Source organism: Mesorhizobium sp. PL10 (genome assembly GCF_053714315.1).
This window is the reverse complement of sequence record NZ_JBSKBR010000001.1, coordinates 314,889-334,376: the sequence shown is the minus strand read 5'-3', so window position 1 is coordinate 334,376 and position 19,488 is coordinate 314,889. Positions and strand designations below refer to the sequence as shown.

Here is a 19,488-nt window from a genome sequence, read left to right as displayed (position 1 = left end):
CGCCCCACACACGTCAAGGTTCCGAAACCGGAGACCATATCCATGAAAGGGTGTTTGCCAGTGCGAGTCCAGCCCCGGCTGGACTGGTTTCCCTGCTGGATCTGCGGCATCAGATCAGTGGCCGGCGGGCCTCGCTCAAGCCCTCCCAGCGTGCGAGGTCCTTCAGCGCGTCCTTGTCGATCACTTCGCAACCGCCGTCGCGCCAGGCGATCAGCTTGCGGTCGATCAGCTTGCGGATCGTCTTGTTGGTGTGGACCAGAGACAGGCCGAGCGTATCGGCGATGTGCTGCTGCGTGATCGGGATCCGCACCGGCGCCTTGCCGTTGAGGCCAACTACAGCCGCGCGGCTGGCGATGAAAGCGATGAGATAGGCGGTGCGCTCGAGCGCCGTGCGCCTGCCGATGCTGAGCAAATTCTCGTCCAGCATGCGCTCCTCGCGCGATGCCATCCAGGTGATGTCGTAGGCAAGGCCCGGATGGTTGCGGTAGAGCTCGTGCAGGTTTTCGCGCTCGAAGACGCATAACAGCATTGGCGACAGCGCCTCGATCGAGTGCTGCATCTCACCAAGCAGGCTGCCCTGCAGGCCGATGAGATCGCCGGGCATCGAATAGTTCAGAATCTGGCGGCGGCCGTCCGACAGCAATTTGTAACGGAAAGCCCAGCCCGACAGCACCGTGTAGAGATGAGCGCTGTGGCTGCCTTCGACGAGGACGGTCGCACCTTTGTCGACGGCAAGTTCGCCCTTCTTGAACCTGCTGACGAAGGCAAGCTCCTGCTTCTCGAAGTCCCGGAACACCTGCAACGGCCGGAGCGGGCACTTCTCGCACGGATATTGGCGACTGGAAAAGGAACGACCGTTCTGGCCAGACATTTCGACCCCTCTTCGAACGCCTCCTTGCCAGAGACTGACTGCAACGCCTTTGCAAGGGCCGCGGTTCCGCCACGGCGATGGGGCATGTCTTTTTTAAATGACAGGATGGCAAATAGCGATCATGACTCTTTGCACTCCAGTGAGGCGAATTCGAAGCTCGCCTGGCGTTGGAGCAGACCCGGTGAGCGAATTTTTCGGATTAAGGCCCTGGCCGATCCCCCACGGTCCGCGATGCGGTTGACTGGAGTCACTGAACCCGATGCCGCAAGAATTGAGGAGAGATTGCCAGGTGCCCCCATTGCTTGAGGGATTGCGAATTCTTGTCCTGGAGGATGAATTCCTGATCGCCATGGATGTCGAACAACTTTGCCGCGACCATGGCGCCGGCGACGTGGTGATCGCCCGCGACCTGGCAGAGATCGACGAGCAGTCGGTCGCCGACAAGTTCGACGGCGTTATCGTCGACCTGATGCTGAGTGGAACGTCGACGCTCGACTTCGCCGCGCAACTGCGCCAGGCGGGCATGCCCTTCGTCTTTGCCTCCGGCTATTCGGATGCCGACGAGATCAAGGCGTCTTTTCCCGGCGTCCGGCTGGTGACCAAGCCATATTCGGGCGACGATCTCGTCGAGGCGCTGGCGGTGGCCTGCGGCCGCGCGCCAGTCTGAAATGCCCTCCATCGGTACTTAGAGGGATTCCAGGAAAGTGTGTGCGGTTTTCCCCTTGGGAATTGCGCAAAAACAAAGAGATCGAGCCCGTGCCCGCAAACGGGTTCCACTGTCAGGCGGCGTTTGAGCCCGTGACCTGGGACGAGATGGCATCTGGCCCGTATTCGTCTTCGCCGGAGATTTTCAGGATCTCCTGCAACCGCGTACGGGCCCGGCTGACCCGGCTCTTGATCGTTCCGACCGCGCAGCCGCAGATCTCGGCGGCCTCCTCATAGGAAAAGCCGGAAGCGCCGATCAGGATGATGGCTTCGCGCTGGTCCTCGGGCAATTGCTCGAGCGCACCGCGAAAATCCTTGAGGTCGAGCTGGCCGTGCTGGGCCGGATGAACGGCGAGCCTGGCGGTCATGATGCCGTCGCTGTCCTGCACCTCGCGGCCGCGCTTGCGCATCTGCGAATAGAACTCATTGCGCAGGATGGTGAACAGCCATGCCTTGAGATTGGTGCCGGGCTGGAAGCTCTCATGCTTGTCCCAGGCCTTGACCAGCGTCTCCTGCACCAGGTCGTCGGCCTTGTCGGCATTCTGCGTCAGCGACACGGCAAAGGCCCTCAGGCTCGGGATCGAGCCGAGCAGATCGGTCTTGAACCCTTGTGAGACAGCTGCCATGCCTCAGTCCTTCTTCTGTGCGGGTTCGGCCTGTTCCAGTTGGCTGAGCAACTGGGCGAAGCGATCCGGCACATTGTCGGAGACCAGCTCGTCATAATATTGTTTGAGTTTGCGGCCGATTTCGGAATTCGCCCCAAGCGGGTCACCGGAATTGGCCCGGCGCCTGTCAGCGGCGCCAGCCAGTGTTGCTTTATCCATATCCTTCATTTCGCCCTTAATCCAGCGCCCCGAGCCGCCCTATTACACAACGCAAAGCGGCCCCCTCGTCTGGTTGCCCATCGCCCCACAAACGTGGCCCGTGGAGATTCGTTCCACAACCCTCGGAACTTTTTCACAAAACCCGCGTTTGTTTGCCGGGGCTTGCAATCAGCTTGACCTGGAATCTGCGCAATCACGTCATCTGAGGGAGACGTCTATCATGAGCCTTTCCGCAACCATTGCTCCGCACCTGCCGTTCCTGCGCCGCTTTTCGCGCGCCGTTTCGGGATCGCAGGAGAGCGGCGATGCGCTGGTCGCCGCGATGCTCGAAGCCATCATCGCCGACGTCGACATCTTCCCCGAATCGTCGAACGACCGCATCGCGATCTACAAGGTTTTCGCCAAGCTGTTCACCTCCATTGCCATCCGCGTTCCACAGGAACAGGCGCAATCGGCATGGGAGCAGCGCGCCGCCGCCAATCTCAACGCCATTGCGCCACGGCCACGCCAGGCCTTCCTGCTGGTTGCGGTCGAAGGCTTTAGCGAGGACGAGGCGGCTGAAATTCTCGATGTCGACGCCAACGAATTCTCCGAACTGCTTGCCCAGGCGAGCAACGAGATTTCCCGCCAGGTGGCGACCGACGTGCTGATCATCGAGGACGAGCCGCTGATCGCCATGGACATCGAGGAAATGGTCGAGAGCCTTGGTCACCGTGTTGTCGGCACCGCCCGCACCCATGCCGAGGCGGTGGCAATGTTTGGTAAGACAAGGCCGAAGATGGTGCTGGCCGACATCCAGCTTGCCGACGGCAGTTCTGGCATCGATGCGGTCAACGAGATCCTGTCGTCAACCTCGGTGCCCGTGATCTTCATCACCGCTTTCCCCGAGCGCCTGTTGACCGGCGAGCGGCCCGAACCCGCTTTCCTCGTCACCAAACCGTTCAACCCGGACATGGTCAAGGCGCTGATCAGCCAGGCGCTGTTCTTCGACCGGCAGGCCAAGGCCGCCGCCTGACATAGTCTCCAACGTTTCGCCGCCGCATCCCGCGGCGTTGCCAGTACTGGCGATCGTCACCCGGCGATCGCCAGTTGTCTTTGCCCATGCCGCCTTGCATGGCCGCGCTCGCGTGCCTGAATCAATTCGCGTCCGGGGCCCCTTCCAAAGGCTGTCTTTTTCGGCAAAGGGTGGAACAAACACCAACCACCAACGTTCTTATCCCAGCATCGGAAGGAGACAGATCATGCTTTACTGGGCGCTCGTATTTCTGGTCGTGGCGATCATCGCCGGCGCGCTTGGTTTCGGCGGCATCGCCGGCACCTCCGCCGGCATCGCGCAAATCCTGTTCTTCATCTTTCTCGCCTTCCTCGTCATCTCGCTTCTGGCCGGCCTGTTCAGAAGGGCGTCGTAAGACCCGTAGCGAGCCAACACTGGAAGCCGCACCCCTCAAACGGTTTCCAGCCACCGCCGGGCGGTGTCCTTTAACGGGACGCCGTCCGGCGGACCTGTTTTAGGGGCTTATTCAGGAACTGATTTCAGAGTGAGCCGTTCAGCTTGGGCGGTTGGACAGGTGACTGATGCGTTCCAAAAGCGGCGAGACAGGCGAAAACGGGCGGAGTGACGAAGTCATCGCCCTGCATCCCGCTGAAAGCGGCATGCAGCTCGGTCGCGCCTTGCTCCACGCGCTGCACAATGCCGGCATTTCCGTTCTCTACCAGGACCGCGAGATGAAGACCGTATGGGCGCGCAACATGCGTGAGCCATGGACTTCCGACACCGCGGACAGCAACGGCATACTGCCGCTGGCGCAGGCCGAGCACATCGATGCCGCCAAACGCCATGTCATCGCGTCCGGCAATCCCGAACGTCTCGAGCTCAGCGTTCCCACTGCCGAAGGCATCCGCTGGTTCCAGGTGTGGGTCGATGCCGATCACGGCGATGGCGGCGATGTTCAGGGCGTTGTCACCACAATGGTGGAGACAACCGAGCAGAAACGCCGCGAACAGACACTGAAGACGCTGTTGCGCGAGGTCAGCCACCGCTCGAAAAACCTGTTGGCCATCATCCAGAGCATCGCCACCCAGACTGGCCGCTATTCCGAGACATCGGACGATTTCCTGACGCGCTTTCGTGGCCGGCTGCAGTCACTGGCCTCCTCTCAGGATCTGGTCACGTCGTCGAACTGGCGGGGTGCTGCACTACGCGAGCTTGTCCGTGGCCAGGTCGTGCGCTACGGCGCCGATCCCGCACAGAGCCTGCGCTTCAATGGCGTCAATCCATATCTCAATCCCAACGCCGCGCTTCATATCGGCCTGGCCATGCACGAGCTCGCCGTCAATTCATTCAGTTACGGCGCCCTCGCGCGGCGGGATGGCTTTGTCGAGGTAACCGCAAATCTGTCCAGCATTACTGAGGCTGCTGACAAGCCGGCTTTGTCGCTGACCTGGGTCGAGGCCATTGTCGCCAATGATAACAGGCGCACTGAGAAACGCTTCGGCAGCGTTGCCCTCGAACGTGTCGTGCCGGCATCGCTGAACGGCACGGCGACACTGGAGATCACCGGCGACCGTCTCGAGTATCGGCTTGTCGTACCGCACGGCAATTTCGAAACCGAGTGAGCGGCCGGACTTGCCCTGAGCAATTCCAGGAAGTGGACGGTTTTTCCGGGAAAAGCGCGTAGCGCTCTCGTTGGGAATTGCGTCGAACCAGAGAACCAAAGCGCGGGATTCTTTAACCGGCTGTTCACCATAAAGTCCGATGCTGTGGTACCCAGAGATTGCTGGATCTTGACCGATTCAACCGACGTTTCGGCCGCAGCCTACACGCACCTATGGGAGGAATGATCTTGACGGTTGCCGATATGAACAGGCTGGAGCAGGCCGCCCGCGTGTCGATGAGCGGCTTTCAGGACCCTGATGCCTCCGCATCGCCTTTGCCGCACGCCTGGCATCCCTTGCTTCGCTTCGCCGCTGTCGCGTTCGTCGTCGCCATCGTGCTGATCGTGGCGTCGCAACTGGGCTGAGCCGGGATCGCTCCCGGTTCACGCTGCTCCAAAAATCAGGTTGAGCTGAGAGGACTGGTCTGGCTCCTGGCCATATCAACGCTCCCAACTTTCATCACAGGAACTTTGACGGGTGTCGACCGTTCTTATGGCGAGAGGATCTTTCGCCGTGGAACACATTGCCGCTTTGCTTCTGGTTATCGGCTGTTCGAACAGCATGACCGAATGCCGCGAACTGCCGGTGCCGGTCAGCGTGTTCGAGACTGCAGAGGCATGCACCGCCGAGCGGCCTTTCGCCATGGGTGACGTGCAGGGTCAGGCCCAGCATGTCGTTGCCAAGTGTCTTGCCGTCGATCCCGCCTTGGAGGACGACTACGACCAGATCGTCTGGAACGTGCGCCCGGATGGTTCGCTCGACGCATCCTTGCAGATTTCAAACATCGTGGTTGCGTCGAATGGGACGCGCCCCGAAAAAGACTATCTTCACCAACAATAAGTTCGAGCGGGCAAAAGCCGGTATTTCATGCTAAATGGCGGCTGGAGCTTACTAAAGTGAGGACGAAAGTGAGGAGAGACTCAATGCGGAAAGTGATTATTGCCATGGTTGCAGTGGTCGCCGTCAGCGGCTGCAGCACGACCGAGCAGGACGTTGGTGTCGGAACGTTGGTTGGCGCCGGCGTCGGCGGCCTGGTTGGCGGTGGCAAGGGTGCGCTCATCGGCGCAGCCGTTGGTGCCGGTTCCGGTCTGCTGGTGCGCAACCTGCGCAATGGCTATTGCCAGTATCGCGACAATCGCGGCCGGCTCTACACCGCTCGCTGCTGATCCGCTTCAAAAGCGTCAAACAATCGAGACGGAGACCGGTCAGCCGGTCTCCGTTTGTTTGCCTGTATCAGGCGGCGGAATCCTGATTTCCACCGTAAGCCCGTCGGCGCGAAAATTCCGGCTGATCGTGCCGCGTAATTCGCGCGTGACATTGAGATCGATCAGCTTGGTGCCGAAGCCGGTCTTGGCCGGCGCTTCGAGTTGCTTCTGCCCGGCCTCGCGCCAATTCAGCACCAGCATTCTGTCGGCCCCACGCCCCTGGAACGACCAGTCGACCTTCAGCGCGCCAACCGAATTGCCGGCCTCGCCATATTTCAGCGCATTCGTCGCCAGTTCATGGAAGGTAAGGCCAAGCGCCTGCGTCGTCGTCTCGTCGAGCAGCACCTGAGGCCCTGACAATATCCCGTCGGGAAGCTCCTTGCCGAACACCTGGCCAAGCTCGATGCGCAAGAGGTCGCCAAGGTCGGCCTTCTGCCAGCGCGAGCGCGTCAGCATGTCCTGGGAAGCCGCCATTGCCTGCAGGCGGGCCGAGAACGAGGACGAGAACTCCTTTACGTCGGTGGCGTGCGCCGCCGTCTGGCGCGCGATCGCCAGCACCCGCGTGATCGAATTCTTGATCCGGTGCTTCATCTCCTGCAGCATCAGATCCTTTTCGAGCAGGCTCTTTTCCGTCGTCTCGTGCAACAACGACTTGGCGTCATAGGCGCGCTCCTGGTAGCGGGCCACCAGAGCGATGGCGCCGGCCAGGAGCAACCCGAACAGGCCGAGCATCACCGGAATGGCGCGGGAAGACGGCTGCGAGAAAGCGCTGGTCGGCCGAAACAACACCGTCCACGACCGGCCGGCGACGATGATCTTGCGCGTCACCAACAGCCTGTCGCCAAAGCTCGCAACCGGCGGCGTTTCCGACTGGAACAGAAGATTGCCGGCGTCGACCTTGCCGTCATAGACCTCGGTGTTGACCGGCAGCAGCGGTGTGCGGCTGAGCGCGGTCTGGAACAAGTCGCGCGCGCGGAAAGCGGCGTAGAGAAGGCCTGATGTCGACGACCTGGAGGCGTTGATGCCATCCGGAGCGGTTTCGACATTGAGCCTGACGAAGACCAGGAAGCCGGTAAAGGTCTGCGCCGCGCCGGTGCCCTGGCCGAGTTGAACCAGGCCGCTTGCATGCTGTGCGTCATCGGCCATCGCCTTTTCGATCGCTTCGCGCCGCACCGGTTCGGTAAACATGTCGTAGCCGATGGTCGACTCGTTGGCAGGATCGAGCGGCTCGAACAGCACGACGGGCGTGCGCCAGGACTGCGCCGTGTCTGGATAGACAGTGTGGGGCACGCCGCGGTCGCGCAACATGTCGCGCTCGACCGCCGCTTCATCGCCGGCTTTGGCCAGCCTGAGATAACCGATGCCGCGCATGCCGGCGAAATTGGTGTCGAGGTCGAGCGCGGTGAAGAAGGCCTTGAACTCACTTCGCGAAATCTCGCCATTGCGAGCGTCGAACAGGGCCTGGGTCGAGCGCAGCAGCGAAAGATGCAGGTCGATGCGGCTTTCGATACGGTTGAGCGCATCGTCGGCCGTCGCCTCGAATTTGATCCGCGCCGCCTCCTGGGTGGCGAAGTAGGCGAAGCCCGCCATCGTCAGGCTGATAAGCGCGACGGCAATGAAGGCGACGATCGGGAAAAGCTTCTTCAAAGGATGCTGCGGCCCATGTATCTGGAACCCTTATGGCATGTCACCGCGCCAACACAATGGCGAGGCCAAACCATCGTGACAGCTGGCACATCGCGTCCACATATTAGCCGGCTTATCGATCGCACATCGAGAAGATGACCGTCCGCCGATGATGGCGCATGTCTCAGGCGGCGATCTTCAGCGCGCCCGGCCCGGGAATGGCGCCGGGTGGGCATTTGCCGAGGATGATCATGCCGAGCACTTCGTCCTGGGTGACATCGGTGGTGTGCGCAGTGCCGACGACCTGGCCGTTCTTCATCACGCAGACACGGTCGGCAAGCTCGAACACGTCATGGATGTCGTGGCTGATCAGGAAGATGCCGATACCGTCGGATTTGAGCTGCTTGACTAGCTCGCCGACCTGCGCCGTTTCCTGCGGCCCAAGTGCCGCCGTCGGTTCATCCATGATCAGGATGCGGGCGTTGAAGAGGATGGCGCGCGCGATCGCCACCGACTGGCGCTGGCCGCCCGACAGCTTGATCACCGGCTCCTTGAAGCGCTGGAAACGCGGATTGAGCCGGCCCATCACCTTGCGCGCCTCGGCTTCCATGGCGACATCGTCGAGCGTGCCCCAGCCGGTCATCAGCTCACGGCCGAGGAAGAGGTTGGCGGCAGCGTCGACATTGTCGGCCAGCGCCAGCGTCTGGTAGATCGTCTCGATGCCGTATTTCTTGGCGTCGCGCGGGTTGGAGATCGCCGCCTCCTGGCCGTTGACGAAGATCTGGCCCGCGTCGCGCTTGTAGGCGCCCGACAGGATCTTGATCAGCGTCGACTTGCCGGCGCCGTTATGGCCGAGCAGCGCCACGACCTCGCCCGGGAAAAGATCGATGGATGCATCGTCGACGGCGCGGATGCCGCCGAAGGCGATCGAGATGTTGCGCATGTCGATCAGCGCTGTGCCGGTGTTTGCGGAGGCAGTCTTTTCCATGATCGTTCTCCTCCTAAACGCGCTTGCGGTAGACGGTGTCGAGAAACACCGCGACGACCAGCACTGCGCCGACGACGATACTCTGCAGCGGCGAGTCGACGCCGAGAAGCACCATGCCGGACTGCAGCGACTGCATCAAAAGCGCGCCCAGCATGGCGCCGATAACGGTTCCCGAACCGCCGGCCAGCGACGTGCCGCCGATGACGGCGGCGGCGATGACCAGCAACTCGTCCAGCGTGCCCAGTGCGTTGGTCGCGGAATTCAGCCTGGCCGACGAGATGGCAGCGGCGATCGTAGCCAGCACGCCCATGATCATGAACACCTTCATGGTGACCCAGCGTGTGTTGATGCCGGCGAGGTTGGCGGCTTCCGGGTTGCCGCCAATGGCAAAGACATAGCGGCCGAAACGCGTGCGTTTGGTGATGAAGGTCATGACGATGCCCACCATCACAGCCATCAGCACCGGAATGGCGATGCCATGGGCGATGAACAGCCCGCCTTCGGGAATGGCGATGTTGTTGGCCTCCGCATATCGCTTCACGATACCGACCGGCCATGGATAGGAATTGGCAACCCACACCGCGCCCAGGATGACTGCGCAGGTCACAGTGCCTATCAGCGTCTCGGCCCAGATCGGTCGCAGCGGAAAGCGGAAACGCTTGCGCTGTCGGCGCCCGTTGAACAGCGCGAACACCACGGCAAGGCAGGCGACGATGCCGACGACCCAGCTCCAGGTCGCGCCGATCGATCCGGCGGGACCGCCACCCATCAGCTGGAAGGTGGCATCGAGCGGGGCCACGGTCTGGCCGCTGGTCACCCACCAGGCCGCACCGCGCCAGACCAGCAGGCCGCCGAGCGTGACGATGAAGGCCGGCACTTCGAGATAGGCGATGATAAAACCCTGGAAGGCGCCGATGAGAAGGCCGAGCGCCAGGCCGATCGCCAGCGCCAGCACCCAGATCCAGGGATTGCCAAGCTCAAGCCCGACAAAACGCACCAGGAAATGCACCTGCGCGAAGCCCATGACCATGCCGATCACCCCTTCGGCCGATCCAACCGACAGATCGATGTTGCGCATGACGATGACCAGCACCATGCCGGAGGCCATGATGGCGACTGCTGATGTCTGCACCGACAGGTTCCACAGATTTCGCGGTGTCAGAAAAAGACCGCCCGACAGGATGTGCAGGCCGACCCAGATGACCACCAGCGCGCCGACCATGCCGAGCATGCGGGTGTCGATCTCCGTCGCCTTCAGGAAGCGCGCGACCGCGCCGAGTTCCGACGCGCGCGCGGTGTCGGCCTGCGAAGTCGAGGTCGTGTCGGTCATGATGTCCTCCCAGCGGCTTGCCGTCTGACGCGGATGCCGAACCACAGCCTAGAAGTTAGCCGCCCGCGGCGGAAACACAAATTGCCTTGAAAAAACGCCGCGGCCTGTCAGCCGCGGCGTTACTCTACTTGAAGTCGGCAGATCAGTTGCAGGCAGCGACGCTGCCGGCGGCGACACCCGCGCAGACTTCGTCCTTCTTGATCCAGCCGGCGTCGATGACGACGTTGAGGTTGTCCTTGGTAATGGCAACCGGGGTCAGGAACAGCGACTTGACGGTGTTGCCGCCAGGCGTGGTGAAGTCCTTGGCGCCGGCAATGTCGCCGGTCTTCTTGCCGTCGGCCAGCTGCGAAGCGATCTCGGCGGCGTTCTTGCCGAGTTCGCGCGCGTCCTTCCACACCGACACGGTCTGCGTGCCGAGGGCGATGCGGTTCAGCGCGGCATGGTCGCCGTCCTGGCCCGAGACCGGAACCGTTCCGGCCAGGCCCTGCGCCGTCAGCGCCGCGACGACGCCGCCGGCGGTGCCGTCATTGGCCGCGACCACAGCATCGACCTTGTTGTCGTTGGCGGTCAGGAACTGTTCCATGTTCTTCTGGGCGTTGGCCGGCAGCCAGCCATCCGTGTAGGCCTCGCCGACATTCTTGACCTTGCCGGAATCGATGGCTTCCTTGAGCACTTCCATCGAGCCCGAGAACAGGAAATCGGCATTCGGGTCGGAACCCGACCCCTTGATGAAGACGTAGTTGCCTTCAGGCTTCGCCTTGAACACTTCGCGGGCCTGCATGCGGCCGACTTCCTTGTTGTCGAAGGTCAGGTAGAAGACGTCCTTGTTCTCGATCAGGCGATCATAGCCGACGACCGGGATGCCTTCATCCAGCGCCTTCTGCACCGCCGGGCCGATGGCCGAGGCGTCCTGCGCCAGGATGATCAGCGAGTTGGCGCCCTGCGAGATCAGGCTTTCGACGTCGGTCAACTGCTTGCCGGGATTGGACTGCGCGTCGGCGGAAATGTACTTGTCGCCGGCCGCCTCGATCGCCGCCTTCATCGCCGCTTCGTCGGTCTTCCAGCGCTCTTCCTGGAAGTTCGACCACGACACGCCGATGACCTTGTCCTTCGCCTGCGCGACCGACACCAGCGTCAGCGACATGGCGACACCCGCCAGCATGGCGGCTGCAAATCTGTTCATGATAATCCTCCCTGCGCCGCGCGCGGCGCGACAAAACTGGCCCGAAGGCCGGCACACAGAGGCTCTATTTTTTCGAGCCTCGAAAAAATACTGGTCCAACGGCGAGACGCTGTCAACATCGATTCTGATGGAATCTGATGGCCTCAGCGAATTTTTTCGAGGCTCGCAATAAACAATGACAGCGCGGCCTGCTTCTGCCAATATTTGCTGGTGTCACCGACCGCCGTCACTATCATGAGGCGGGAGGAGGACCGGGAGGAAAAAAGAAAGATGTCGGTTGGAATCCGCCACGACGATCTGCGCCGTCGCAACCGCGCGATGGTGATTTCGGCCGTGCGCCGGGCCGGCCAACCGTCGCGGACCGAGATCGCGGCGACCACCGGCCTCAGCCATTCGACCATATCGGCAATCTCGTCCGACCTGATTGCGGAAGGCATCCTGGCCGAGAGCAAGCCAGGCGAGACCGGCGCGCTGAAACGCGGCCGGCCGCAAGTCGGCCTTGGCCTCAATCCGGAAGCGGCGGCGGTGATGACCGTGGTGCTGTCGCTTAATTTCCTTTCCGTCACCGTCATCGACTATGCCGGCCAGGTGGTCGCCGAGGAGCAGCGCCGGCTGGATACGCTGACCATGCCGCGCGACGAGCTGATCGGCGAATGCACGGCAATCGTGCGGCGGCGGCTCGAGGACCCCGACCTCGATGTCCAGAGCATCGCCCGCATTGCCATGGGCATCCAGGGCATCACCGATTCGCAGGCGCGCGCCATGCTGTGGTCGCCGATCACGCCGCTGACCGACATTGCCTTCGCCGACATACTGGAAGCGGAATTCGGGATTCCGGCCACCATGGAAAACGATTGCAACATGATGGCAGTGGCGCTGCAATGGCGCCAGCCTGAGCGCTACCGCGACAATTTCATCGCCATCCTGCTCTCGCACGGCATCGGCATGGGGCTGGTGCTGAAGGGCGAACTGTTTACCGGCACGCATTCCTCCGGCGGCGAGTTCGGCCACATGATCCATCGGCCCGGCGGCGCGCTGTGCCGCTGCGGGCGGCGCGGCTGCGTCGAGGCTTATGCCGGCAACTACGCCATCTGGCGCAGCGCCAAAATGATGAGCGAGGATGCCGAACCGGTCGATGTCGGCGACGCCGACATGCGGGCGTTGGCTGCACGTGCCCGCGAGACCGATGGGCCCGAGCGCGAAGCCTATCGCAAGGCCGGCGAGGCGCTTGGCTTCGGCCTCGGCAGCCTCTTCGCGCTGATCGATCCAGCACCGGTCGCCATGGTCGGCGTCAGCGCCGCCGCGTTCGATCTGATCGAACCGGCATTGCGCGAAGCGATTGCCCAGACCGCCGGCGGCCAGCACTCGAAGTCGATCTCCTTCGACACCGAGCCCAACGAGCTGCCGCTGATCCGCGAAGGCTGCGCCATGCGCGCGCTGACCTTTGTCGACCAGGAGATTTTCGCGCCGGGCGTGCAGGCGCGAGCGGGCGCTGGAAAGAGCGTTGCCTGATCAGTCTTCCCTGATCGCATACCCCGCGCCACGGATGGTGCGGATCACATCCGGCATGCGGCCATTGTTGACCGCCTTGCGCAGGCGCCCGACATGCACGTCGACCGTGCGCTCGTCGATATAGATCGTCTCGCCCCAGACATTGTCGAGCAACTGGCTGCGCGAGAACACACGGCCGGGATGGCGCATCATGAATTCGAGCAGCCGGAACTCCGTCGGCCCGAGCCGGATCTCGCTCTTCTTGCGGTAGACCCGGTGCGACTCGCGGTCGAGCACGATGTCGCCGACCTTGAGCACGCTGGACAGAACTTCCGGCTTGGCGCGGCGCAGCAGCGCCTTCACCCGCGCCATGAACTCCGGCGTCGAGAACGGCTTGACCAGATAGTCGTCGGCGCCGGTCGACAGGCCGCGCACCCGGTCGCTCTCTTCGCCGCGCGCGGTCAGCATGATGATCGGCAGCCGTTCCGTCTCGGGCCGCATTCTGAGCCGCCGGCACAGCTCGATGCCGGACACCGCCGGTACCATCCAGTCGAGCACCAGCAGGTCGGGAACATTTTCCTGCAGCCGGATTTCGGCCTCGTCGCCGCGTGTCACCACCTCGACCTGGTAGCCTTCGGATTCGAGGTTGTAGCGGAGCAGCACGCCCAGCGGCTCCTCATCCTCCACGACCATGATGCGTGGCGCAATCATCAGCAGTTCACCTTTATCAGGGCGATGTGGCCATCGCCGTTTCGTCCTGCTTCGGGCGATTGGCGGGCAATTGCTGGCCGGTCAGCACATAATACGCATTTTCGGCGATGTTGGTGACATGATCGCCGATGCGCTCCAGGTTCTTGGCGCAGAACAGGAGATGCGTGCAGGCCGTGATGTTGCGCGGGTCTTCCATCATGTAGGTCAAGAGCTCGCGGAACACCGAGGTGTATTTGACGTCGATGCGCTCGTCGTCATTCCTGAGCTTCGCCAGCGCTGCCGCATCTGCGGCAGCATATTCCTCGACCACGCCCTGCACCTGGATCAGCACCAGCTGCGCCATCGCATCGATGGAATGCGACAGGTCGCGCGGCGTGACGCTCAAGCCGACGGTGCCGACACGCTTGGCGATGTTCTTGGCGAGGTCGCCGATGCGTTCAAGGTCGCCTGCCATGCGGATCGAGCCGACCACGGCGCGCAGATCGTTGGCCATCGGCTGGCGTTTGGCGATCAGCGTGATGGCGCGGTCGTCGAGCTCCCGCTGGCGCGCGTCCATGATGGCGTCGTCGGAAACCACCCGCTGCGCCAGCGCATTGTCCGAAGTGAGCAGCGCCTTGGTCGAGCCGCTGACCATCGAGCCGGCCAGATCGCCCATGTCGCGGATCAGCTTGCTGATCTGCCCCAGTTCTTCATCGAAGGAGGCGACGGTATGTTCACCCATGATCCTGGTCCTCGTGCCTGAAAATTCAACCGCTGGACGACTCAGCCGAAGCGGCCGGTAATATAATCCTGGGTGCGCTTGTCGTCGGGGTTGGTGAACATCTTGTCGGTGGCGCCCTCCTCGACCAGGTAGCCGAGATGGAACATCGCCGTGCGCTGCGACACGCGCGCCGCCTGCTGCATCGAGTGTGTGACGATGACGATCGTGTAGTTCTGGCGCAGTTCGTCGATCAGTTCCTCGACGCGGGCGGTGGCGATCGGGTCGAGCGCCGAGCAGGGCTCATCCATTAGGATCACTTCCGGCGACACAGCGATGGCGCGCGCGATGCACAGACGCTGCTGCTGGCCGCCGGACAGGCCGGTGCCGGGCTCCTGCAGGCGGTCCTTGACCTCGTTCCAGATCGCCGCCTTCTTCAGGCTGGATTCGACGATCTGGTCCATGTCGGACTTGCGCTTGGCAAGCCCATGGATGCGCGGACCGTAGGCGACGTTTTCGTAGATCGACTTCGGGAACGGATTGGGCTTCTGGAACACCATGCCGACACGGGCGCGCAGTTCGACCACGTCGATGTTCTTGTCGTAGATGTCGTCCTCGTCGAGCGTGATCTTGCCCGTCACCCGCGCCGAATCGATGGTGTCGTTCATGCGGTTGAGGCAGCGAAGGAAGGTCGACTTGCCGCAGCCGGACGGGCCGATCAGCGCCGTCACCTGGTTCTGTCGGACGTCGAGATTGACGTCGAACAGCGCCTGCTTCTCGCCGTAGAACACGCCGACCTTGTCGCCGCGCATCTTGATGACTTCGTTCGACTTGGCGTTCATTTTGTCGCCCACTGCGTTTTCAAGGGACTGTTCGGTCATGATGTTCATACCAAATTGCCTTTTTTCTACCAGCGCCGCTCGAACCGGCGCCGAAGCACGATCGCGGTGATGTTCATGGCCATGAGGAAGACGAGCAGGATGATGATGGCGCCGGACATGCGCTCGACAAAAGCGCGTTCAGCCTCGTTTGCCCACATGTAGATCTGCACCGGCAGCGCGGTCGCCGGATCGAAAGGCGTCTTCGGATAGTCGGCGACGAAGGCGACCATGCCGATCAGAAGCAGCGGCGCTGTTTCGCCGAGCGCACGCGCCAGGCCGATGATGGTGCCGGTCAGGATGCCGGGAGCGGCAAGCGGCAGTATGTGCTGGAACACCATCTGCATCTTCGAGGCGCCAAGGCCGAGTGCGGCCGAGCGGATCGACGGCGGCACAGCGGCAAGGGCGGCGCGCGTCGCGATGATGATGGTCGGCAGCGTCATCAAGGTCAGCACCAGGCCGCCGACGAAGGCGGCCGAGCGCGGCATGCCGAGGAAGTTGATGAACACCGCGAGGCCGAGCAGGCCGAAAACGATCGACGGCACCGCCGCCAGATTGTTGATGTTGACTTCGATCAGGTCGGTGAAGCGGTTCTTCTTGGCGAATTCCTCGAGATAGATCGAGGCGGCGACGCCGATCGGCAGTGCCAGGAGAAGCACGATCACCATCATGTAGAACGAGCCGATGATCGCCACGCCCATGCCCGACGTCTCAGGTCGGCTGGAGGCGCCATAGGTGAACAGGCCGGTGTTGAAATGTTCGGCCATCGCGCCGTCGGTCTTGAGTTTGTTCATCCACTCGATCTGCTGGTCGGAGACCTTGCGGCGCGCCTCCTCGACGCCGAGATCGATCTGGCCCTTGAAGGCCGAGTCGAGATTGGCCGCCGCCAGTATATTGACGTCGCGCGTCGTGCCGATCACTGACGGATCGGCCATGACGATGTCGCGCAGCTGGACGCGGGCGCCTTCCGACAGGAAGCCCTTGAGCTTCAGCATCATCGGCTTGTTGGCCGGATCGATGCCGAGCTTGGCGACCAGCGCGCTGTCGGCAAGCTTGGGATAGTTCGCCTTGATCAGCACGCTCGGATCGGTGGCGCGCTTGTTCGACGGGTCGATGACCTTCTCGTCGAAAGTGATCGGCAGCGTCACCGTCGTCTGCCAGAAGGCCGTGTAGCCTTTCGAGACGATGGTGATCAGCATGATGGCCAGGAAGGCCAGGCCGACCGAGATCGCAATCATACCGTAGATGCGGAACCGGCGTTCGGCGGCATAGCGCGCCTTCAGCCCGATGTCGCGGCGCGGACGCGCAACCGCACCCGCCATCGTGTCCAGGGGAATGTCGGTCATTCGTATTGCTCCCGGTACTTGCGCACGATGTAGAGGGCGACGATGTTCATCACCAGCGTCAGCGCGAACAGCGTCAGGCCGAGCGCGAAGGCGACCAGCGTCTGCGGCGAGTTGAACTCGAGGTCGCCGGTCAACTGGTTGACGATCTTGACGGTGATGGTCGTCATCGCCTCGAATGGATTGGCGGTGAGATTGGCGGCAACGCCGGCCGCCAGCACGACAATCATCGTCTCACCGATGGCGCGCGACGCCGTCAACAGGATGGCGCCGACGATGCCCGGAAGTGCGGCCGGCAGGATCACCCGCTTGATCGTCTCGGAGCGCGTCGCGCCGAGGCCGAGCGAGCCGTCACGCATGGCGCGCGGCACCGCGGTGATGATGTCGTCGGAAAGCGAGGACACCACCGGGATCAGCATCACGCCCATCACCAGGCCGGCGGTGAAGATGCTCTGGCCCTGGATGAAGGGCGAACCGCCGGTGAGTGCAGCCGACAGGTCGCGCAGGAACGGTCCGAGCGTGACCACCGCGAAGATGCCGTAGACGATGGTCGGGATGCCGGCCAGCAGTTCCAGCGCCGGCTTGACCACCGAGCGCACGCTGCGCGAGGCATATTCGGACATGTAGACCGCCGACATCAGCCCGACAGGCACGGCCACCACCAGGGCGACGGCGGCAATGTAGAGCGTGCCGGCGAGCAGCGGGATAAGGCCGAACTGGCCCTGGCTGCCGCCGGAGCCGGCGGCGGCGAAACGCGGATCCCACACGGTGCCGAAGAAGAAGCTCATCGGCGACACGCTTTCGAAGAAGGTGATGGTCTGGAACAGCATCGACAGCACGATGCCGACCGTGGTCAGGATGGCGATGGTCGACGCCGCAAGCAGCCCCCACAGCATCAGCCTCTCGACATTGTTGCGCGCCCTGGCGCGCGGCGCGATCTGCCGCAGCGCATAGAAGGCGCCGGCGACCGACAACGCCAAGGTAACGACGGAGCCGAACAGGCCGAGCCTGTCCTGGACCGTGTTCGCATCGGCGGCGATCGGGATCATGTAATCCTGGGTATCGCTGGCCAGCGCCACGCCCTTGGCGATGAGCAGCGGCTGCAATTCAGCGAACGTGGCGGGAAGCGGCGTACCGGCATCGAGCCGGCGCAGGCCCTTGGCGAGGCTCTTCACCAGGCTGACGTCGAGCGCTTCGCTGGCGACCTTGGAGTCGACAGTGCGCTCGGGCAGGGCGGCGTGGATGTGCCGGTCAAGATAAAAGGACGAGCCGATGTCCCAGACAGCGAGCAGCAGCACGGCAGGCAGGACGGCGAGCAGAAAGGCCCACCAGCCGTGATAGTGGGCGCGCGAATGCGGCTTTACCTTGCCGGTATCCTGCGCCGCGGCGCGCTGGCGGCCGATCACGAAGGCGACCACGCCGATGACAACGACTATGGCGAGTACGAGCAAGGACGACATCACCCACCCCTGGGAAAATTCAGATCGCCGCCGCCGTTGCGGCAAGCGGCGAAATCAGGGCGCGGATTTGGTCCGCGCCCTGATCCGGTCAGTTGATTACATCGTCTTTCCGGCGGCGAAGGCGTCGCGCTGGCTCTGACGCTCGGCGTCGGGAGCCGAAACCAGACCGTACTGGGCGAGCGGGCTTTCCGGGCCGATCATCTGGTCGTCAAGGAAAAACTCGACATATTCCTTGAGGCCGGGAACGACACCGAGATGCGCCTTCTTGACGTAGAAGAACAGCGGGCGCGAAACCGGGTACTTGCCGGTTGCGATCGTCTCGGTCGAAGGCACGATGCCTTCCACGGTGGCGACCTTCAGCTTGTCGGCATTGTTCTCGTAGAAGGCGAGGCCGAACACGCCGACGCCGGTCTTGTTGGAGTCGATGCGGGCGAGCGTCTCGGTGTAGTCGCCGTCAATGTCGACAGCCTTGCCGTCCTTGCGGATGGCGATGCAGGTCTTGCCGATTTCCTTGTCGTCGGCGATGCCGGTGGCCTTCAGGGCGGCCTTGTCGCAGCCGGCGTCGAGCAGCTTGGTCTCGAACACTTCGCGGGTGCCGTGCTTTTCACCGGGGATGTAGGCGGCGATATCCCAGTCGGGCAGCTTCGGGTTGACCTGGTTCCACTTGGTGTTCGGATTGTCGACGAGCTTGCCGTCAACGACCAGCTTGGCGGCGAGCGCCTTGTAGATGTCGGCGGGAACCAGCGCCCAATCCGGGCCCTTGATGTCGGTGGCGAAGACGATGCCGTCATAGCCGATGCGGACTTCCTGGACTTCCTTCACGCCGGCGTCGGCGCAGGACTTCAGTTCGTCCTTCTTGATCGGACGCGAGGAGTTGGCGATGTCGATGGTGTCTTCGCCGACGCCCTTGCAGAATTCCTTGATGCCGGCACCGCTGCCGCCGGACTCGACCACCGGGGTCTTGAAGTTGGTGAAGGTTTCGCCGAACTGCTCGGCGACGATCTTGGCGTAGGGTAGCACGGTCGACGAACCGGCGACCTGGATCTGGTCGCGCGCGGCGGCGACACCCGACGATGCGGCGAGCGCAAGCGCCACGGCCGACGCCGTAACGAGGAATTTCTTCATGTGGCCTGCTCCTGTTCGGAATATGGTCTCTCGGCGCCCTCTTCAGCCGGCGCCCGCTGAGGCCAATAGCCTTCGATTATTACAGTCGCATGACAGTTTCGTGTCAGCCCGGTAACGTCGGATGGACGCACCGAAGGCTGCAGCCGGCCGGTCTCTTCGCGAGAGCCGCAGTTTGCCGCTGGAATCATAAGCTTGCGGGATTTTGCGCCGGCATTTGTCCCGGCAGATCGCAGGCTGCGATGCCGAGAAAGAAAAACCGGACGGGAGCGCGTTGCCCGTGGCCAGAGCGTATCTTGGCCGAGCCATCGCCAAAAACAGGTCCGTTGGGGTAGATTTCGACGCTGTTTCTTTGTCGGCGGTCGCTTGCTCCCGCCCGTAACTGAATGAGCGGTTTCG

The 19,488-nt window shown here is 62.8% G+C and carries 21 protein-coding genes; 8 read left to right on the top strand and 13 right to left on the bottom strand.

The annotated features are described in order from the left end of the window. Positions 1–109 precede the first annotated feature (109 nt). Positions 110–871 (bottom strand): Crp/Fnr family transcriptional regulator, encoded by a 762-nt coding sequence (locus ACWGTO_RS01695; protein WP_454573134.1) that lies wholly within the window; start codon positions 869–871, stop codon positions 110–112. 349 nt (positions 872–1,220) lie between these two features. Between ACWGTO_RS01695 and ACWGTO_RS01690 the strand changes: the two genes are divergently transcribed. Then, positions 1,221–1,538: a response regulator gene (locus ACWGTO_RS01690; RefSeq protein ID WP_454573502.1), complete on the top strand. Its 318-nt coding sequence runs from the start codon at positions 1,221–1,223 to the stop codon at positions 1,536–1,538. 112 nt (positions 1,539–1,650) lie between these two features. Here the strand turns inward: ACWGTO_RS01690 and ACWGTO_RS01685 are convergent, their stop codons facing one another. Together ACWGTO_RS01685 and ACWGTO_RS01680 are read right to left on the bottom strand one after the other, a co-directional pair. Continuing rightward, positions 1,651–2,202 carry a sigma-70 family RNA polymerase sigma factor gene (locus ACWGTO_RS01685; protein ID WP_023670095.1) on the bottom strand — a complete coding sequence of 184 codons (552 nt, stop codon included), beginning with the start codon at positions 2,200–2,202 and terminating at the stop codon, positions 1,651–1,653. Between the two features lie 3 nt (positions 2,203–2,205). Further along, a complete protein-coding gene (locus ACWGTO_RS01680; RefSeq protein WP_454573133.1) occupies positions 2,206–2,409 on the bottom strand; it encodes a NepR family anti-sigma factor in 204 nt (67 codons plus the stop codon). A 211-nt stretch (positions 2,410–2,620) separates the two neighbouring features. Here ACWGTO_RS01680 and ACWGTO_RS01675 point away from each other — a divergent pair, with 211 nt between their 5' ends. The 6 genes from ACWGTO_RS01675 (at position 2,621) to ACWGTO_RS01650 (ending at position 6,221) form a co-directional block, all read left to right on the top strand. Further along, positions 2,621–3,415, top strand: a complete 795-nt coding sequence (locus tag ACWGTO_RS01675) for a response regulator (protein WP_454573132.1) — start codon at positions 2,621–2,623, stop codon at positions 3,413–3,415. A 226-nt stretch (positions 3,416–3,641) separates the two neighbouring features. Beyond that, positions 3,642–3,809, top strand: coding sequence for a DUF1328 domain-containing protein (locus ACWGTO_RS01670; protein WP_023670098.1), 168 nt, complete (start codon positions 3,642–3,644; stop codon positions 3,807–3,809). A gap of 166 nt (positions 3,810–3,975) precedes the next feature. Further along, positions 3,976–5,016 carry a sensor histidine kinase gene (locus ACWGTO_RS01665; RefSeq protein ID WP_454573131.1) on the top strand — a complete coding sequence of 347 codons (1,041 nt, stop codon included), beginning with the start codon at positions 3,976–3,978 and terminating at the stop codon, positions 5,014–5,016. A gap of 221 nt (positions 5,017–5,237) precedes the next feature. Beyond that, positions 5,238–5,420, top strand: coding sequence for a hypothetical protein (locus ACWGTO_RS01660; protein WP_454573501.1), 183 nt, complete (start codon positions 5,238–5,240; stop codon positions 5,418–5,420). Between the two features lie 148 nt (positions 5,421–5,568). Then, positions 5,569–5,895, top strand: a complete 327-nt coding sequence (locus ACWGTO_RS01655) for a hypothetical protein (protein WP_454573130.1) — start codon at positions 5,569–5,571, stop codon at positions 5,893–5,895. A gap of 83 nt (positions 5,896–5,978) precedes the next feature. Next, positions 5,979–6,221 carry a YMGG-like glycine zipper-containing protein gene (locus ACWGTO_RS01650; RefSeq protein WP_454573129.1) on the top strand — a complete coding sequence of 81 codons (243 nt, stop codon included), beginning with the start codon at positions 5,979–5,981 and terminating at the stop codon, positions 6,219–6,221. A gap of 39 nt (positions 6,222–6,260) precedes the next feature. Here ACWGTO_RS01650 and ACWGTO_RS01645 read toward each other — a convergent pair whose 3' ends face one another. The 4 genes from ACWGTO_RS01645 to xylF all read right to left on the bottom strand — a co-directional run bounded on the left by ACWGTO_RS01645 (position 6,261) and on the right by xylF (position 11,387). Beyond that, complete coding sequence (locus ACWGTO_RS01645) at positions 6,261–7,907, bottom strand: CHASE domain-containing protein (protein WP_454573128.1); 1,647 nt, start codon at positions 7,905–7,907, stop codon at positions 6,261–6,263. Positions 7,908–8,070: 163 nt separating this feature from the next. Beyond that, positions 8,071–8,874, bottom strand: a complete 804-nt coding sequence (locus ACWGTO_RS01640; RefSeq protein ID WP_454573127.1) for an ATP-binding cassette domain-containing protein — start codon at positions 8,872–8,874, stop codon at positions 8,071–8,073. A gap of 13 nt (positions 8,875–8,887) precedes the next feature. After that, a complete protein-coding gene (locus tag ACWGTO_RS01635; RefSeq protein ID WP_454573126.1) occupies positions 8,888–10,204 on the bottom strand; it encodes a sugar ABC transporter permease in 1,317 nt (438 codons plus the stop codon). Positions 10,205–10,346: 142 nt separating this feature from the next. Then, positions 10,347–11,387 carry a D-xylose ABC transporter substrate-binding protein gene (gene xylF / locus ACWGTO_RS01630; protein WP_454573125.1) on the bottom strand — a complete coding sequence of 347 codons (1,041 nt, stop codon included), beginning with the start codon at positions 11,385–11,387 and terminating at the stop codon, positions 10,347–10,349. Between the two features lie 270 nt (positions 11,388–11,657). Here xylF and ACWGTO_RS01625 point away from each other — a divergent pair, with 270 nt between their 5' ends. Beyond that, positions 11,658–12,899, top strand: coding sequence for an ROK family protein (locus ACWGTO_RS01625; protein WP_454573124.1), 1,242 nt, complete (start codon positions 11,658–11,660; stop codon positions 12,897–12,899). Here the strand turns inward: ACWGTO_RS01625 and phoB are convergent, their stop codons facing one another. The 6 genes from phoB to ACWGTO_RS01595 all read right to left on the bottom strand — a co-directional run bounded on the left by phoB (position 12,900) and on the right by ACWGTO_RS01595 (position 19,092). After that, positions 12,900–13,589, bottom strand: a complete 690-nt coding sequence (gene phoB, locus ACWGTO_RS01620; RefSeq protein WP_010911896.1) for a phosphate regulon transcriptional regulator PhoB — start codon at positions 13,587–13,589, stop codon at positions 12,900–12,902. 16 nt (positions 13,590–13,605) lie between these two features. Further along, positions 13,606–14,310 (bottom strand): phosphate signaling complex protein PhoU, encoded by a 705-nt coding sequence (gene phoU, locus ACWGTO_RS01615; protein ID WP_454573123.1) that lies wholly within the window; start codon positions 14,308–14,310, stop codon positions 13,606–13,608. 41 nt (positions 14,311–14,351) lie between these two features. Then, entirely contained in the window at positions 14,352–15,176 is an 825-nt protein-coding gene (pstB, locus tag ACWGTO_RS01610; protein WP_112559514.1) for a phosphate ABC transporter ATP-binding protein PstB, read from the bottom strand. Between the two features lie 17 nt (positions 15,177–15,193). Beyond that, positions 15,194–16,510 (bottom strand): phosphate ABC transporter permease PstA, encoded by a 1,317-nt coding sequence (gene pstA, locus ACWGTO_RS01605; protein ID WP_454573122.1) that lies wholly within the window; start codon positions 16,508–16,510, stop codon positions 15,194–15,196. Beyond that, on the bottom strand, positions 16,507–17,967 hold the full coding sequence (pstC, locus tag ACWGTO_RS01600) for a phosphate ABC transporter permease subunit PstC (protein ID WP_454573121.1): 1,461 nt from the start codon (positions 17,965–17,967) through the stop codon (positions 16,507–16,509). Before pstC ends, pstA begins: the two co-directional genes overlap by 4 nt. 96 nt (positions 17,968–18,063) lie before the next feature. Beyond that, the gene (locus tag ACWGTO_RS01595) at positions 18,064–19,092 is read right to left on the bottom strand and encodes a substrate-binding domain-containing protein (protein ID WP_454573120.1); all 1,029 of its coding nucleotides are present in this window, start codon (positions 19,090–19,092) and stop codon (positions 18,064–18,066) included. Positions 19,093–19,488 lie beyond the last annotated feature (396 nt).